The organism is Nocardioides sp. Iso805N (assembly GCF_000364605.1).
Classification (GTDB): domain Bacteria; phylum Actinomycetota; class Actinomycetes; order Propionibacteriales; family Nocardioidaceae; genus Nocardioides.
This window is the reverse complement of record NZ_KB822593.1, coordinates 1-15,109: the sequence shown is the minus strand read 5'-3', so window position 1 is coordinate 15,109 and position 15,109 is coordinate 1. Positions and strand designations below refer to the sequence as shown.

The window sequence follows — 15,109 nt, the reverse complement described above, 5'->3', positions numbered from 1 at the left end:
GCCCCTCCTACTCGAGGAGCAAGTCGTGCACAATGCCGGACGAGTGGAGAGTGAGGACTGAGGATGACCGAGGTACACCACGGGCTTGAGGGCGTGATCGCGTTCGAGACGCAGATCGCCGAGCCCGACAAGGAGGGCTCCGCGCTGCGCTACCGCGGCGTCGACATCGAGGACCTGGCCGGTCGGGTCCCGTTCGAGAACGTCTGGGGTCTGCTGATCGACGGCGCCTACACGCCCGGTCTGCCGCCCGCGGAGGCCTACAACCTGCCGGTCCACACCGGCGACGTCCGCGTCGACGTGCAGGCCGCGATCGCGATGCTCGCCCCGGCCTTCGGCTTCCGGCAGACCTACGACATCACCCCCGAGCAGGCCCGCGACGACCTCGCCCGCGTCGCGGTGATGGTGCTCTCGTACGCCGGCCAGTCGGCCCGCGACATCCACCTGCCGGTGGTGCCGCAGCGGCTGGTCGACGAGGGCCGGACACTCGCCGAGAAGTTCCTCATCCGCTGGCGCGGCGAGGCCGACCCCAAGCACGCGCACGCGATCGACGCCTACTGGTCCTCCGCGGCCGAGCACGGCATGAACGCCTCGACCTTCACCGCCCGGGTGATCACCTCGACCGGCGCGGACGTCGCGGCCGCGTTCTCCGGTGCCATCGGCGCGATGAGCGGTCCGCTGCATGGCGGCGCCCCCTCGCGCGTGCTCGGCATGATCGAGGACGTCGAGAGGACCGGCGACGCCGCCGCCTACGTGAAGAGCCTGCTCGACTCCGGTGAGCGGCTGATGGGCTTCGGCCACCGCGTCTACCGCGCCGAGGACCCGCGTGCGCGGGTGCTGCGGCGTACTGCCAAGGAGCTCGACGCGCCTCGCTTCGAGGTCGCCGAGGCGCTGGAGAAGGCCGCTCTGGCCGAGCTCCGCGAGCGCCGCCCCGACCGGGTCCTGGAGACGAACGTCGAGTTCTGGGCCGCCATCGTGCTCGACTTCGCGCAGATCCCCGCGCACATGTTCACCTCGATGTTCACCTGTGCCCGCACCGGTGGCTGGTCGGCGCACATCCTCGAGCAGGTCCGCACCGGCCGGCTGATCCGGCCCTCGGCCGTCTACACCGGCCCCGCCGCGCGCCCGGCCGACGCGATCGAGGGCTGGGAAGCGGCCTGGGGCAAGTAGCCCTCACGGGTCCCCGACCTGAAACTGTCACCGTGACATGTGGGGCCGAGAGTGACATGTCGTCACTGTCACTCTCGGCCCGAACCATCACAGTGACACTTCGCGTTGGCCGCGGTGGGTGCGTTCCTACGGACCGGCCCTGCCTCTCAGAGGCGCTTGCCGAAGCACCGCACGTTCGGTGAGTCGGCGTAGTAGCCGAACGGCTCGACCAGCTCGTAGCGTGCCGACGCGTACAGCCCGACGGCCGCCACCTGTGGTGCCCCGGTGGAGAGCACCAGCGCGTCGAACCCGGCAGCCCGGGCGGTCGCCTCGAGGTGGGACAGCATCCGCCGAGCCAGGCCGAGCCCGCGAGCGTCGTCGGCGACGTACATCCGCTTGATCTCGGCCACGCGCCCGGCGCCGAGCCGATCGACCGTCACGGCCCGCCAGCCACCGGTGACCACCGGGCGGCCCTCGAGGTAGCCGACGAAGAACGCTCCGGCAGGCGCGGCGAACTCGGCGGCGTCGGTGGGATCGGTGTCGCCGTCGCCGCCGTAGAGCTCGACGTAGAACGCCAGCGCCCGGGCGACCAGCCTCTGGGCATCGGGATGGTCGAGCGGCACGGGGCGGATCTCCAGGTTCACGCCCGCATTGTGCGCGATCGGAGCCAGCCAGGTGGACTCGATATCGAACCCGGCGCTCGGACTGGGAGAATCATGGCGACGCCGCCGTTGAACGAAAGCCCCGACCGATGACGCTTCGCATCCCTGCCGATCTCCTCCCCGCCGACGGCCGCTTCGGCTCGGGCCCCTCCAAGGTGCCCGACGGCCGCCTCGACGCGCTGGCCGCCACCGGCCGCAGCCTGATGGGCACCTCCCACCGGCAGGCTCCGGTCAAGCAGCTGGTCCAGCGCGTCCGCGAGGGCGTCGCGACCCTCTTCGACCTGCCCGAGGGGTATGAGGTCGTGCTCGGCAACGGCGGCTCCATCGGGTTCTTCTCGCTGGCCACCTACGCCCTGATCCGCGAGCGCAGCCAGCACGTCGTGTACGGCGAGTTCGCCAAGAAGTTCGCCCTCGAGGCGAAGGCCGCTCCGTGGCTCGGTGAGCCCACCATCGTGAGCGCCCCGCACGGCTCCCGCGCGGTCCCGGCCTTCGAGGCGGACATCGACACCTACGCCTGGACGCACAACGAGACCTCGACCGGCGTGATGTCGCCGGTGCTGCGCCCCGAGGGCGCCACCGACGACCAGCTCGTGCTGGTGGACGCCACCTCGGCCGCGGGCGGGCTGCCACTCGACGTACGCGAGAGCGATGTGTACTACTTCGCACCGCAGAAGTCGTTCGCCTCCGACGGGGGCCTGTGGATCGCGCTGATGTCGCCGGCCGCGATCGCCCGTGCCGAGGAGCTGGCCGCGAGCGGGCGGCACATCCCGGCGTTCTTCAACCTGGTCGACGCGATCAAGCAGTCCCGCCTGGACCAGACCGTGAACACCCCCGCGGTCGCCACCCTCTACCTCATGGCCGAGCAGCTCGACTGGATGAACGCCCACGGCGGCCTGACCGGCATGGTCACCCGCACGGCCGCGAGCGCCGAGGCGCTCTACGACTGGGCGGAGGCCTCGTCGTACGCAGAGCCGTTCGTCACCGAGCCCGCCCACCGGTCGCTGGTCGTCGGCACCGTCGAGCTCGACCCGGCGATCGACCGGGTCGCGGTGATGGACCACCTCCGTGACAACGGCATCGTGGACGTCGACGCCTACCGCGGCGTGGGCACCAACCAGCTGCGGATCGCGATGTACCCCTCGGTCGACGCCGCCGACGTCACCGCCCTCACCCACTGCATCGACTACGTCGTCGAGCACCTCTGAGCGGCACTCGAAGAAGCGCTGCGACGCGGACACCCGCGGGGCACCCGAAGAAGCGCTGCGACGCGGACGACCGCGGGGCACCCGAAGAAGCGCTGCCGGACGACGCGCCGCGACGAAGGAGCGCCGCGCGGCGGTAGGCCTGCTTCGAGGGCGCCCCGCGGGCGTCCGCGGCGCGCAGGCCTGCTTCGAGGGCGCCCCGCGGGCGTCCGCGGCGCACGCCTAGGCGCACGGGCACCCCACGGCCCAGCATCTGAGGTAGCAGTTCGGGAGCTCTCCCGATGTCCGCGCCTACCTCAGAGGCCCAGAGTCGTTGCCATGAGCACCCACGACACCAGCTACATCAAGGCAGAGCAGGCATTCCGGGCGGCGCAGCTGCGCGAGCAGATCGTCGGCCGGCGCGAGGCGAGTCGACTGCGCAGGGAGCGCAGCAGGCTCCGGAAGGGGATCACCACCTGGGAATCATGATGCGCCCGGCTACGCCACCGGGGATCATGTCCGACGTGGCGCACGCGAGTCGGATCCTTGTCGGACGCGACGCCGAGCTGGAGGAGCTCTCCTCCCTGCTCGGCGTCGCTGCGCGTGCCGGATCACCCGCCGGGCCGGGTGTGCACGTCCTGCTCTCCGGTGACGCCGGAGTCGGCAAGACCCGTCTGCTCAGCGAGCTGGCCGAGCGGGCGCAGGGCACGGGCTGGCAGGTGTACGTCGGACATTGCCTCGACCTCGGTGAGAGCGCACTCCCCTACCTGCCCTTCTCCGAGCTGCTCGACCGTCTCGCGGACGAGCTGCCCGAGGTCGTCGAGCAGGTCGGCCGCACCTACCCCGACCTCGGCCGGTTGCAGCCGGTCCGCCGACTGCTCGGTGCCACCGCGCCCGAGTCCGGTGACGCCGACAGGATGCAGCTCTTCGAGGGCGTGCAGGCGCTGCTGGAGGCGCTCGCCGCGCAGACTCCGCTGCTGCTGGTGATCGAGGACGTGCACTGGGCCGACCAGTCCACCCGCGACCTGCTGACCTTCCTGTTCACCCGGCCGTTGAACGGGCCGGTCGGGATCGTCGCCTCCTACCGCACCGACGACCTCCACCGCCGGCACCCGCTGCGACGCCAGGTGGCGGAGTGGTCCCGGCTCCCGGCCGTCTCGCGGGTGTCGGTGGGCCCGCTCGGCGATGACGACGTACGCACGCTGGTGGTGGCGCTCGACCCGGCCGCCACCGACAGCGAGGTGACCCACATCGTGGAGCGCGCCGAGGGCAACGCGTTCTTCGTCGAGGAGCTGGTCGGCGCGGTCAGCGGCCCGGACCGCTGGATCCACGACGAGCTCGCGGACGTGCTGCTGGTCCGGCTGGACCGGCTCGACGACCCGGCCCGCGACCTGGTCCGCACCGCCAGCGCGGCCGGCCGCAAGGTCACCCATCCGCTGCTCGCCGCCGTCACGGACCTGACCGACGACGCGCTCGACGACGCGCTGCGCCAGGCCGTCGAGTCGCACGTGCTGGTCGCCGGCGAGGGCGAGTACTGGTTCCGGCACGCCCTCCTCGGCGAGGCCGTGTACGACGACCTCCTGCCCGGGCAGCGCGTGCGCGTGCACGCCCGCTACGTGACCGCGCTGCGCTCCGGGAGCGCCCCCGGCACCGCCGCGGAGCTGGCTCGGCACGCCCGGCTCGCCCACGACCTCGACACCGCCCTGATCGCGAGCATCCGCGCCGGGGACGAGGCCGCCGCGATCGGCGGCCCCGAGGAGGCGGCGGTGCACCTCGAGTACGCCTTGCAGCTGCTCGCCGACCCGCAGCGCCGGCTGCCCGACGACGAGTCGCCGGTGCGGGTCGCCGAGGCGACGGTCGATGCCCTGCTCGGCGCCGGCCACACCGAGCGCGCCGTACGGGTCGCCCAGGACGCCCTCGACCGGCTGCCTGGCAGCTGCGCGGCCGACCGCGCCCGCCTGCTCACCGCCCAGGCCGTCAGCCTGGGCATGCTCGATCACACCGAGTACGACGCCGTCTCCGTCTCGACCGAGGCCGTCGCCGCCAGCGAGGACGCCGAGCCGCCGCTGCGTGCTCGCGTGCTGGCCAACCACACCCAGATCCTGTCGTGGGCCGACCGGCGCGAGGAGGCCGAGCAGTTCGGCCTGGAGGCGCTCGCCATGGCCGAGCGACACAACCTGCCGCGGATCGCCTCCGCGGTGGTCACCACGCTCAGCTCGGCCGACCGCACCCGGACCTCGCCGGAGAGGTTCCGCGCGATGATGCCGGCCGCGATCGAGCGTGCCGTCGTCAGCGGCAACATCGGCGCCGAGCTCCAGGCCCGGTTCATCCTGGCCCGCTCCTACGAGGACGAGGCGGACTGGCCCGCGGCGGAGCGCGCCTTCCGCGAGGTCGTGAGGCGCGGCGAGCAGCTCGGCCGACCGTGGGCGCCGTACGCCTTCGAGGCCCGCCACCAGCTCGCCTGGGTCTACTACGTCGGCGGCCGCTGGGACGAGGCCCTCGCCCTCCTGGCGATCGCGGTGCCGGGTGCGCCGGCACTCCCCTACGCCTCGCTCGACGCCGTCCGGCTCTCGATCCGGCAAGGTCGCGGTGAGCCCGTGCCGACCCGCATCCACCGCTCGCAGTGGGAGGTCGACGGGATCGTGGCGGCGTTCAGCTCGGCCACCGAGATCCGGGCGACCAGCAGCACGGTCGCCGCCATCCGGGCGTACGACGACGCCCTCGCCGCGCTGACCCGCGCCTGGGGACCGGGCTTCGCCGCCGGCGTGCGTCTCGCCGCCACCACGCTCGGACACCTCGCCGACCTGGTCGCCGCGGCCGATACGCCCGTCGACCCGGCTGCGCTCGCCGAGACCGCTGACCGCCTCGTCGAGAACGCAGCGGTCGCGGTGCGCCACCACGAGGACGGGCCGGCCTGGGGCCCCGAGGGCGTGGCCTGGCTCTCCCGCGTCGGCGCCGAGGAGCTGCGGCTGCGCTGGCTGCTCGACGGCGGCTCCGCGCCGGAGGCCGCCCTCGTCGCGGCCTGGCGAGCAGCGGAGGCCTCGTTCAGCTCCTTCGGCCATCTGCACGAGCTGGCGATCGTGCGGGCGACGTACGCCGCAGTGCTGCGGGCGGCCGGTGACCTCGACGCGGCCCGAGCGCTGGCCGACCAGGCCCGTGCGGCCGCCCGCGAGCTCGGTGCCCAGCCGCTGCTACGAGCCCTCGGCGACGTGCCGGCGGGCGCCCCCACCGAAGCCACGAACACCGTCGCCCTCACCGGCCGCGAGCGCGAGATCCTGGCCCTGGTCGCCGATGGCCGCAGCAACGGCGAGATCGGCAAGCAGCTGTTCATCAGCACCAAGACCGTCTCGGTGCACGTCTCCAACATCCTCGCCAAGCTGGGTGCCGCCAGCCGCACCGAGGCCGCAGCCATCGCCCGACGCCGCGGGCTGCTGGAATAGCTCGGGCACCCGCAGCCGGCCTCACGCCCACGCTTGGATCACCTACGATCGTGAGATGGGGGAAGACGAGCGAGAGACCCCGATCCTCTCGGCGATGGACCGCGGCTCTCGCATGACCTGTCTACGGGTGGGCCAGCAGGTCGGCACGGTGAGCGCAGGGCTGCTCGCAGCCGTGCTTGCCTGCCTGCTGCTCTGGGCGGCGGACTCATCGGTCGCCTACGTCGCCGTGCTCGCCCTCGCCCCGTCTCCGTCGGTGCGTCACGCGCTGGGCAGCCCCGAGGCCCTGGTCGCAGCGCTGGCACTGGGGCTCCTGGCGGTCTTCGTCATGGTCGCCGTGTTCGGCGAGGCAGCACGAGTGTTCGGGCAGACCAAGGTTGCGAGCCGACTGGCCTGGTTTCCGCTGATCGGTGGCCTCGCCGTGAGCGGGATCGCCTGGACCGTCGCGAGCTATGCCCGCACGCCCTCGCCGGCCTTCGACCTCGACCGAGCAGCGACCGCGCCCGATGTCCCCCGCGAGGTCGGGGCGATCGCCGCGGCCCTCGCGACGACGTGGGCCCTGCTGGCCCTCGGGCTGCTGCTCCGGGCGGTGCGACATGCGCGGGCGCGCCAGCGCACGATCGAGCGCCTCCGCCGTACCGGTGTGCGCCATCGCGGCCTGGTCACCGACGCCGACTTCCGCAATCTCTGGGTCTGGGACCAGCCGGTCCTGCGGCTCCGCGTCGCCTACGCCGACCGGGACGTGTGGGTCCACGTGCGCACCGATCCCGATCGCGTGCCGATCGTCGGCTCGACCCTGGGCGTGATCACGGACGATGCCGGCGCCATCCACGTCGAGCTCGATGACCCCGCCGCGGCCCGGTTCGAGGAGGACTACGGCCGCTACGTCGCTCCCGAGGGGTGACGGCGGCGGCGAGATCGCTCGTCGACCTGCGGCCGGATCAGGGCGGGATCAGTCCTGCGCGAGCAGCCTCAGCGTCGCCCGCTCCAGCGCCAGCTGTCGCTCATCCGGCGTGGCATAGGTCTTCCCGGTCGCGCGGGCGATCGTCCGGCCCTCCTCATAGGCGCTGACCACGCGCGGATCGACGTACGACGAGCGTGCCAGGGCCGGCGTGTTGCCGAGGAACTCCGAGACCTCGCGCATCGCCGCCGCCACGACCCGCTTGCGCCCCGTCGCCGAGGTTGCCGTCGGCGCCTCGGCGAGCGCAGCCGCGGCGAGGACCGTGGCGTGCCAGGTGCGGAAGTCCTTCGCCGTCGCCTCCACGCCGGTCACGGTGCGCACGTAGTCGTTGACCAGCTGAGGCAGCATCGCCCGCCACCGCCGGCCCTCCCGGAACGCCAGCAGCTCCTCGCCCCCGCGGCGGCGCCGCATCACCTCCAGCGCCTCGCCCACCGTCACGTCGTCGATCTCGATGCGGTGGTCGACGCCCGACTTCCCGGTGAAGGTGAAGACCAGCCTGTCCTGCACGCGACGTACGTGCCGGCGCTGCAGGGTGGTCAGCCCGAAGGAGCCGTGCGCGTCGGCGTAGACGTCGTTGCCGATCCGGAAGTAGCCGAGGTCCAGCAGCCGCACCGCCGCCGCGCACGCCCGCTCCCGCGGCATTCCGTCCTGCCCGAGGTCGGTCAGCACCCGCGCCCGCGCCCGCCCCAGCGCCCGCCCGAAGTCGAGCACCCGGTCGAACTTCTCCGCGTCGCGCCGGGTGCGCCAGTCCGGGTGGTAGAGGTATTGCCGCCGCCCGGCCGCATCGGTGCCCACCGCCTGCAGATGGCCGTTGGCATACGGCGTGATCCACACGTCCTCCCACGCCGGCGGGATCACCAGCGCCCTGATCCGCGCGACCTCCATCGCTCCGAGCCGCTCGCCGTGCTCGTCGAGGTAGACGAAGCCGCGACCGGCCCGCTTCCGCGACCAGCCCTCTTGCTCAGGCGAGGTGCGTCGCAGTCGGACCATGAGCGGCAGTACCCGCTCAGCGCGGACGCAATGACCGCAAAAGTACGCCGATGGCCGCGAGGCCGATCACGCCGCCTGCGGCCCACGGCCACCACGACCGGTCGGCATCGTGGGCAGCCGGCCGCGGCGCCTCGACAGGCTCGGCGTGCGGGGTCCCGTTCGCCGATCCTGTCGAGGCGCCCGCCGGCAGCGCCCTGGCCGGGAGCGCGAACCGCAGGACCTGGGAGTGCAGCCCCTCGCTGGAGAGGTAGACGGTGCCGTCGGGCCGCACGCCGACGCCCTCGCCCTGCGGCTGGGTGGGCAGCCGGAAGGACGCGATCTTGTCCATCGAGGGCCAGGCGTAGGTGGTGGCGCCGAAGTAGCCGCGCACGAGAACGGCCCGACCACCGGGCAGGAAGACGCCATCGGTGGCCATCGGCAGCACGGTGGCGACTGGCTTCAGCTCGTTCTCGCCGGTGGCCGAGAGGTGCTCCGGCGCGGCGTAGAGCGTGCCGCCGAGCCAGCCCTTGGTGGCGACGTAGAGCCGCCCGGTGCTCGGGTCGCAGAGCAGGGTCTCGGCGTCGTGGGAGCCGTCGGGATAGACCAGCGTGTAGACCGTCGGGTGCACGCTCCGATCGCTGGCGCCGGCAGGGACACGTGCCACCTGGATGTGCGGACGCGAGGCGGAGTTGTCGCCGATGTCGCCGACCCAGATCTGGCCGTCGGGGTCGGGCGCGAGCGCCTCGACGTCGCGCGGCGACTCCTCCCACTGCGTCACCCCGACGGTCTTGCCGGTGGCATCCACCGTGAAGATCCGGCCGGTGTCGCCACTGTCGTTGGTGGTCACGAAGAGCCCGTCGGGCAGCGCCACCAGCGCCGAGGCCTCGTCGATGCGGGTGTCGGAGAAGGAGAAGACCTCCCGGCCCGCACTGCCGTCACCGTCCACGGCGTGTGCGGGGCCGCCGACCAGGGCTCCGGCCAGGAACGACGCCCCCGCCAGCGCGGCGAGGACACGCACGATCCCGTGGCGCGGGGTCACAGCCCGAGCAGCTCCCCCAGCTTGGGCCTGATGCCCCAGCCGGCGATGAGCTCGTCGTACTCCTTCTTCACGCTGCCGCCCTTGACCGCACCGCCCGAGCGGATGGCACGCAGCAGCGTGTTGCGCGGCGTGTGCTGGCTCTCCACGAACTGCACCACGTCCACCTTGTAGCCCGACATCCGCAGCAGGCTCGCCCGGATCGCGTCGGTCAGGGTGTCGGCCAGGCGCTCGCGCAGGATCCCGTGCCGGGTCACCATCGCGTACGGCGAGGGTGTCGGCGTCCTGCGCAGCTGGGCGGCGATGTCGTGGTGGCAGCACGGGGCGGCCAGCACCAAGGGCGCCTCCCACCCGATCGCACGGGCGAGTGCGTCGTCGGTGGCGGTGTCACAGGCGTGCAGCGCGAGCACCACGTCGGGGCGCTGGTCGAGCACCACGCCGTCGATGCTGCCGACCACGAACTCGGCGCTCACCCCCAGCCGGGCCGCGACGTCGGTGTTGTGCCGCGCGCTCTGCTCCTTGACGTCGACGCCCGTGACCACGACCGGCAGCCCCCGCACCTCGGTGAGGTAGCGCTGGGCGGCGAAGGTCAGGTAGCCGTTGCCGCAGCCGAGGTCGACGATGCGCAGCGGCTCCTCGGCGCTCGGGGCCCGCAGCTGACCCTTGGCCCGGGCGTCGTCGATGGAGGTGGCGAGGTGACGCAGGAACTCCTCGACCTGGCGATACTTCGCCTGCCGGCTCGGCTTGAGCCTGCCGTCCTTGTCGGAGAGGCCGAGCTCGACGAAGACCGGGTCGTCCTCGGGCAGCAGCCGCTCCTTGGCCTGGTCGTGGGACCGCGACACCTCTACGGACTCGGCGCCGGCGCCCACGGCCGCCGCGTCGGCTCCCTGAGCCTGTCGAAGGGTGGTCGTGACTCGTGCGGTCGTCGGCTTGGTGACCAGCAGCTCCTGCCGCTCGGCCACGGTGTCGACGTGCCAGCTCGCGAACGGCACCTCGAGCAGGTCGTCGAGCGCACTCGCGTCTCCGACCGGGTGGTTGGCGGTGAACGCCTGCGTGTCGTCGTACGTCGTGATCTGCAGGTGGGTGCCGCTCTTCAGGTCGACGTAGCGCAGCTCGGCTCGGCGCCAGGCGGGCTGCGTGCCCCGCTGCCGACCGCTGGCCACCGCCTTGACCAGTTGCTCGGGGTCGAGGAGCACCGAGCGCATCCGGTTCAGCGCGCGCAGCAGCGGCTCGCTGATCGTGGTCGGCTCGCTCATCCCTTGACCAGCTGGGTGATCAGCACGATGAGCAGCAGGACCACCAGGGCCGCCGGGATGATGAGTCGACGGTGGCGCGGGTTCACCCCTCGATCTTAGAAGCGAACAACTCCGCGAGATGCATCGTGGGCACGTGCGCGAGGTCGTCGAGCTGCACCCGGCACGACATCCCGTCGGCCAGTACGACGGCGTCAGGCTGCGACCGCACCGCGGGCAGCAGGTGCGTCTCGGCGACAGCGACGCTGACCTCGTAGTGGCCCTGCTCGACGCCGAAGTTCCCGGCCAGGCCGCAACAGCCGCTGACCTTGGTGACAGTGGCACCGGCACGCTCGAGCAGACGCTGGTCGACGTTCCAGCCGAGCACCGCGCTCTGGTGGCAGTGCGGCTGCGCGACGATCTCGACGCCACGCAGGTCGGGCAGCTCCAGGTCCAGCCTGGTGACCAGCTCGGCGAAGGTCAGCAATCCGTCGGCCACCAGCTGGGCTTCGGGCGCGTCCGAGAGCTCGAGCGCGTCACTGCGCAGGGTGGCGGTGCAGGACGGCTCCAGGCCGACGACCGGCACCCCGCTGGCGACGTACGGCGCCAGCGTGCGCACGGTGCGGCCCACGATGGTCCTGGCCTTGTCCAGCTGGCCGGTGGTCACCCAGGTCAGGCCGCAGCACGCGTCATCCTGGATCACCTTCACCCGCAGGCCCTGGGCCTCCAGGTAGCGGATCGCGGCCAGGCCCGAGCGCGGGAAGAAGTGGTCGGTGAAGGAGTCGGCCCAGATCCAGATGTCGGGCGTCTCGTCGGCCGGCGCGACGACGCCGGTGGTACCGGCCGCCGGGCCGCTGCCGGCGGCGCTGCGCAGCGTCGTCGCTGCGAACGTCGGCACCGATCGCCGCTGGTCGATGCCGGCCATCCACTTGGCCAGCGCGCCGAACGGCGGCAGCTTCATCAACACGTTGAGCACCGCCGCGAACGGCGCGGCGAGCCGGGCCCACTTCGGCAGCTGGCCGAGGATGAAGTGCGAGCGCGGGCGACGGACCTTGCCCACGGTGTGCTTCTGGTAGAGCGCCTCGGACTTGTAGGTCGCCATATCGACGCCGCTGGGGCAGTCCGACGAGCAGCCCTTGCAGGCCAGGCAGAGGTCGAGCGCCTCCCCCACGGCCGGGTCCGAGAGGCCCTTGACCAGGCCGCCGTCGAGGGCCTCCTGCAGCACCCGGGCGCGCCCGCGGGTGGAGTCCTTCTCGTCCTTGGTGGCCAGGTAGGAGGGGCACATCACGCCGTTGGTCTTCGGTGCGACGCACTTGCCGACGCCGGTGCACCGGTGCACCGCCGCGCCCAGGTCACCCTCGTCGTGGATCAGCCGCAGCGCGGCGCGCGGCTGGGCGCGCGGGCGCACGGGGCGCAGGTCGTCGGTGATCGAGGCGGCGCCGTTCCGCGGGCCCCCGTCGGGGGCGGCGATGATGCCCGGGTTCATCAGGTTCTCGGGGTCGCAGACCGCCTTGACCTGCCGGAACAGGTCGAGGGACGTCTCGTCGTACATGAACTGCAGCATCTCGCCGCGGACACGACCGTCGCCGTGCTCACCCGAGAGCGTGCCGCGGTAGTCGCGCAGCTTGTGCGCGCAGGCGGTCATGAACTCGCGGAAGAGCTGGGCGCTCTCCGGCTTCCCTGCCTCGAACGGGAAGTCGATGCGGCAGTGGATGCAGCCGTCGCCGAAGTGGCCGTAGGGGAAGCCCTGCAGGCCGAACTCGCCCATCAGCACGTCGAAGTCGCGCAGCCAGGCGCCCAGGTGCTCCGGGGGCACGGCGGCGTCCTCCCAGCCGCTGTAGGCGGGCGTCTCCAGCGAGCGACCGGCGAGGCCGGCCCCGTCCTCCCGGATCCGCCACAGCGCGGCCGCCTCGGCGGCGTCGGTGACCAGCCGGGTCGCGAGCGCACCACCGACGGCGGCGAGCCGGTCGGTGACCTCGCGGGCGTCGGCGCCCGCCACCTCGGCGAACAGCCAGCCGCCGCCCTTGGGCAGCTCCGGCACCGCGCTGCCCTTGGACCGCACCAGCTCGACGATGCGCGCGTCCATGCCCTCGCAGGCGATCAGCCGGCCGGGGGCCGCGGCCAGCAGGGCCGGTACGGCGTCGGCGGCCTCGGCCATGCTCGGGTAGCCCAGCACCAGCAGCAGCCGACCGGGCTCGTCGGTCACCAGCCGGACCGTCGCCTCCAGCACCGTGGCCAGCGAGCCCTCGGTGCCGACCAGGAAGCGGTCGACCCGGCGCCGCTCGGGCAGCAGGTGCTCCAGGCTGTAGCCGCTGACCTGTCGCCCGAACCGGCCGAACTCGGTGCGGACGTGGGCCAGGTGTCCTTCGGCGACCTCCGCGAGTCTGGCCTCCGTCCCCGTCGATTGATGGCTCTGTCCCAGTCGAGTCCGCTCTCCGTTCCCGAAGACCACGTCCAGCGCCTCGACGTTGTCGACGGTGCGGCCGTAGCCGAGCGCGCGCGAGCCGCAGGCGTTGTTGCCGATCATCCCGCCGATGGTGCAGCGGGTGTGGGTCGACGGGTCAGGACCGAAGCGCAGCCCGTACGGCGCCGCAGCCCGCTGCAGGTCGGCGTGCACGACACCCGGCTCGACGCGCGCCGTCCGTGCGTCGGGATCGATCTCCAGCACCCGGTTGAAGCCGCGGGTGTCGACCACGATGCCGGGGCCGACCGCGTTGCCTGCGATCGACGTACCTGCCCCGCGCAGGGTGATCGGGACGCCCAGCGCCCGGGAGGCCTCGTGCACCGCGAGCAGGTCCTCGACGTGGCGGGCCTTGACGACCGCCTGCGGGATGACCCGGTAGAGCGACGCGTCGGAGGAGTAGAGCGCACGGGCCAGCGTCGAGTCGTCGACCTCCCGCAGACCTCTCGCACGCAGCTCTGACGCCAGATCGGAAGCGGCCAGATCACCAACGGTCAGCGTCACCGCCTCATTCTCCCATCGACCGCCGGAAGATCCTCGCGAGGTCGTCCTCGGTGGGACGCTTCGGCGCGATCGAGAGGAGCCGTTCCTGCTTCAGCGCACCCTCGACCAGGTCGTCCACGTCGGCGGCGGTGTAGCCGACCTCGGCCAGGCCGCTGGGGATGCCGATGTCACGCTTGAGCTCGGTGAGGACGCGCGGCAGGGTGTCGGGGCCGTCGTCGGTCACGTTCGGGTCGAGCAGCCGAGCGGCGCGAAGGTGCCGCTCGGGCGCGGCGTCGAAGGTGAAGCGGAACGCCTCCGCTGCCGTCAGCGCAACCGACATCCCGTGCGGGATGACCGGGTGGCCCTCCGGGTAGCCGGCCGGCGTGTAGTCACGCACCCGACCGGCGATCGGGTAGGCGTCCGCGTGCGGGATGTGCACGCCGGCGTTGCCGAAGCCGAGTCCGGCGAAGGTGGCTGCGGTCGCCATCTCCTCGCGTGCCCGGACATCGGAACCGTGCGCCACCGCTCGGCGGAACGACCCGGCCAGCAGTCCCAGGGCACGCTCCGACCACATGTCGGCGACGGGGTTGGCGCCGCAGTAGGGCACCCGCTGCTCGGGCGATTTCCTCTCGAAGTCGGTGTAGGGCCGGGCCGTGTAGGACTCCAGCGCATGGCACAGGATGTCCATCCCCGCGCTGGCGGTGACCATGCTCGGCTGGGTCAAGGTCAGCGCCGGGTCGACCACCGCCAGCGTGGGCCGCAGCGCGGCGTGCGAGATGCCGGTCTTCACCTTCAGCGCCAGCACGTCGAGCACGCAGACGGTGGTCGACTCGGCGCCGGTCCCGGTCGTCGTCGGTACGGCGACCAGCGGCAGCAGCGGCTTGACCGGCGCACGCCCCTTGCCCACCGGGGCGTTGACGTAGTCCATCAGCTCGCCCGGGTTGGTCAGCAGCAGGTTGACCGCCTTCGCGGTGTCGATCGAGGATCCCCCACCAACAGCCACGATCGCGTCGAACGGCCCCTCGCTGCGGGCGAAGTCGATCGCCGCCGCGAAGGAGGCGTCCGTCGGCTCGACGTGTGCCCGGTCGAAGATCGTCACCGCCATCCCCCGAGCGGAGATCTGGTCCGCGATCCGCTGCGGATGCCCCGTGGCCGCGACCCCCGCATCGGTGACCAGCAGGACCCGCCTGACGTCGTACCCGCTCAGGTCGTACCCGATCTCCTCGGAGGCCCCGGCCCCGAACTTCAACGCCGGCGCAGCATAGGTGAAGACGGTCTCATCCACCCCGCCAACCTAGCGCCCGCGACCCCACCGGCGGCGTGACCGGGCCTGGAGTACCCACGTGCGGCGTGACCGGGCCTGGAGTACCCACGTGCGGCGTGACCGGGCCTGGAGTACCCACGTGCGGCGTGACCGGGCGTGGGGTGCCCGCCAGGGGCGCTGCCGGACGACGCGCCGCGACGAAGGAGCGCCGCGCGGCGGTAGGCCTGCCCCTAGGGCGCCCCAGGCCCGGTCACGCCGCACACCCAAGCGGCCCCGG

General features: G+C 72.6%; 11 protein-coding genes. 5 read left to right on the top strand and 6 right to left on the bottom strand.

From position 1 onward, the window contains the following. The first annotated feature begins 63 nt into the window (after positions 1 to 63). Complete coding sequence (locus H036_RS0121110) at positions 64 to 1,167, top strand: citrate synthase 2 (RefSeq protein ID WP_017936805.1); 1,104 nt, start codon at positions 64 to 66, stop codon at positions 1,165 to 1,167. A 146-nt stretch (positions 1,168 to 1,313) separates the two neighbouring features. Here the strand turns inward: H036_RS0121110 and H036_RS0121105 are convergent, their stop codons facing one another. Continuing rightward, positions 1,314 to 1,790 (bottom strand): GNAT family N-acetyltransferase, encoded by a 477-nt coding sequence (locus H036_RS0121105; RefSeq protein WP_017936804.1) that lies wholly within the window; start codon positions 1,788 to 1,790, stop codon positions 1,314 to 1,316. A gap of 107 nt (positions 1,791 to 1,897) precedes the next feature. On the opposite strand from H036_RS0121105, the gene serC reads away from it, so the two are divergent. The 4 genes from serC to H036_RS0121085 all read left to right on the top strand — a co-directional run bounded on the left by serC (position 1,898) and on the right by H036_RS0121085 (position 7,330). Further along, positions 1,898 to 3,013, top strand: coding sequence for a phosphoserine transaminase (gene serC, locus H036_RS0121100; RefSeq protein WP_017936803.1), 1,116 nt, complete (start codon positions 1,898 to 1,900; stop codon positions 3,011 to 3,013). Positions 3,014 to 3,328: 315 nt separating this feature from the next. Continuing rightward, a complete protein-coding gene (locus H036_RS25820; RefSeq protein WP_017936802.1) occupies positions 3,329 to 3,478 on the top strand; it encodes a hypothetical protein in 150 nt (49 codons plus the stop codon). A gap of 35 nt (positions 3,479 to 3,513) precedes the next feature. Beyond that, entirely contained in the window at positions 3,514 to 6,429 is a 2,916-nt protein-coding gene (locus H036_RS0121090; protein WP_198290047.1) for a helix-turn-helix transcriptional regulator, read from the top strand. A gap of 55 nt (positions 6,430 to 6,484) precedes the next feature. Continuing rightward, positions 6,485 to 7,330, top strand: a complete 846-nt coding sequence (locus tag H036_RS0121085) for a hypothetical protein (protein WP_017936800.1) — start codon at positions 6,485 to 6,487, stop codon at positions 7,328 to 7,330. Positions 7,331 to 7,378: 48 nt separating this feature from the next. Here the strand turns inward: H036_RS0121085 and H036_RS0121080 are convergent, their stop codons facing one another. The 5 genes from H036_RS0121080 to H036_RS0121055 form a co-directional block, all read right to left on the bottom strand. Beyond that, positions 7,379 to 8,377: a DNA topoisomerase IB gene (locus H036_RS0121080; protein ID WP_017936799.1), complete on the bottom strand. Its 999-nt coding sequence runs from the start codon at positions 8,375 to 8,377 to the stop codon at positions 7,379 to 7,381. A gap of 16 nt (positions 8,378 to 8,393) precedes the next feature. After that, positions 8,394 to 9,395, bottom strand: coding sequence for a hypothetical protein (locus H036_RS24050; RefSeq protein ID WP_017936798.1), 1,002 nt, complete (start codon positions 9,393 to 9,395; stop codon positions 8,394 to 8,396). Next, on the bottom strand, positions 9,392 to 10,648 hold the full coding sequence (locus H036_RS0121070) for a class I SAM-dependent methyltransferase (protein WP_017936797.1): 1,257 nt from the start codon (positions 10,646 to 10,648) through the stop codon (positions 9,392 to 9,394). Before H036_RS0121070 ends, H036_RS24050 begins: the two co-directional genes overlap by 4 nt. Before the next feature lie 82 nt (positions 10,649 to 10,730). Then, a complete protein-coding gene (locus H036_RS0121060) occupies positions 10,731 to 13,583 on the bottom strand; it encodes an FAD-binding and (Fe-S)-binding domain-containing protein (RefSeq protein ID WP_442852448.1) in 2,853 nt (950 codons plus the stop codon). A 10-nt stretch (positions 13,584 to 13,593) separates the two neighbouring features. Next, on the bottom strand, positions 13,594 to 14,853 hold the full coding sequence (locus H036_RS0121055) for a hydroxyacid-oxoacid transhydrogenase (RefSeq protein ID WP_017936794.1): 1,260 nt from the start codon (positions 14,851 to 14,853) through the stop codon (positions 13,594 to 13,596). Positions 14,854 to 15,109: the final 256 nt, after the last annotated feature.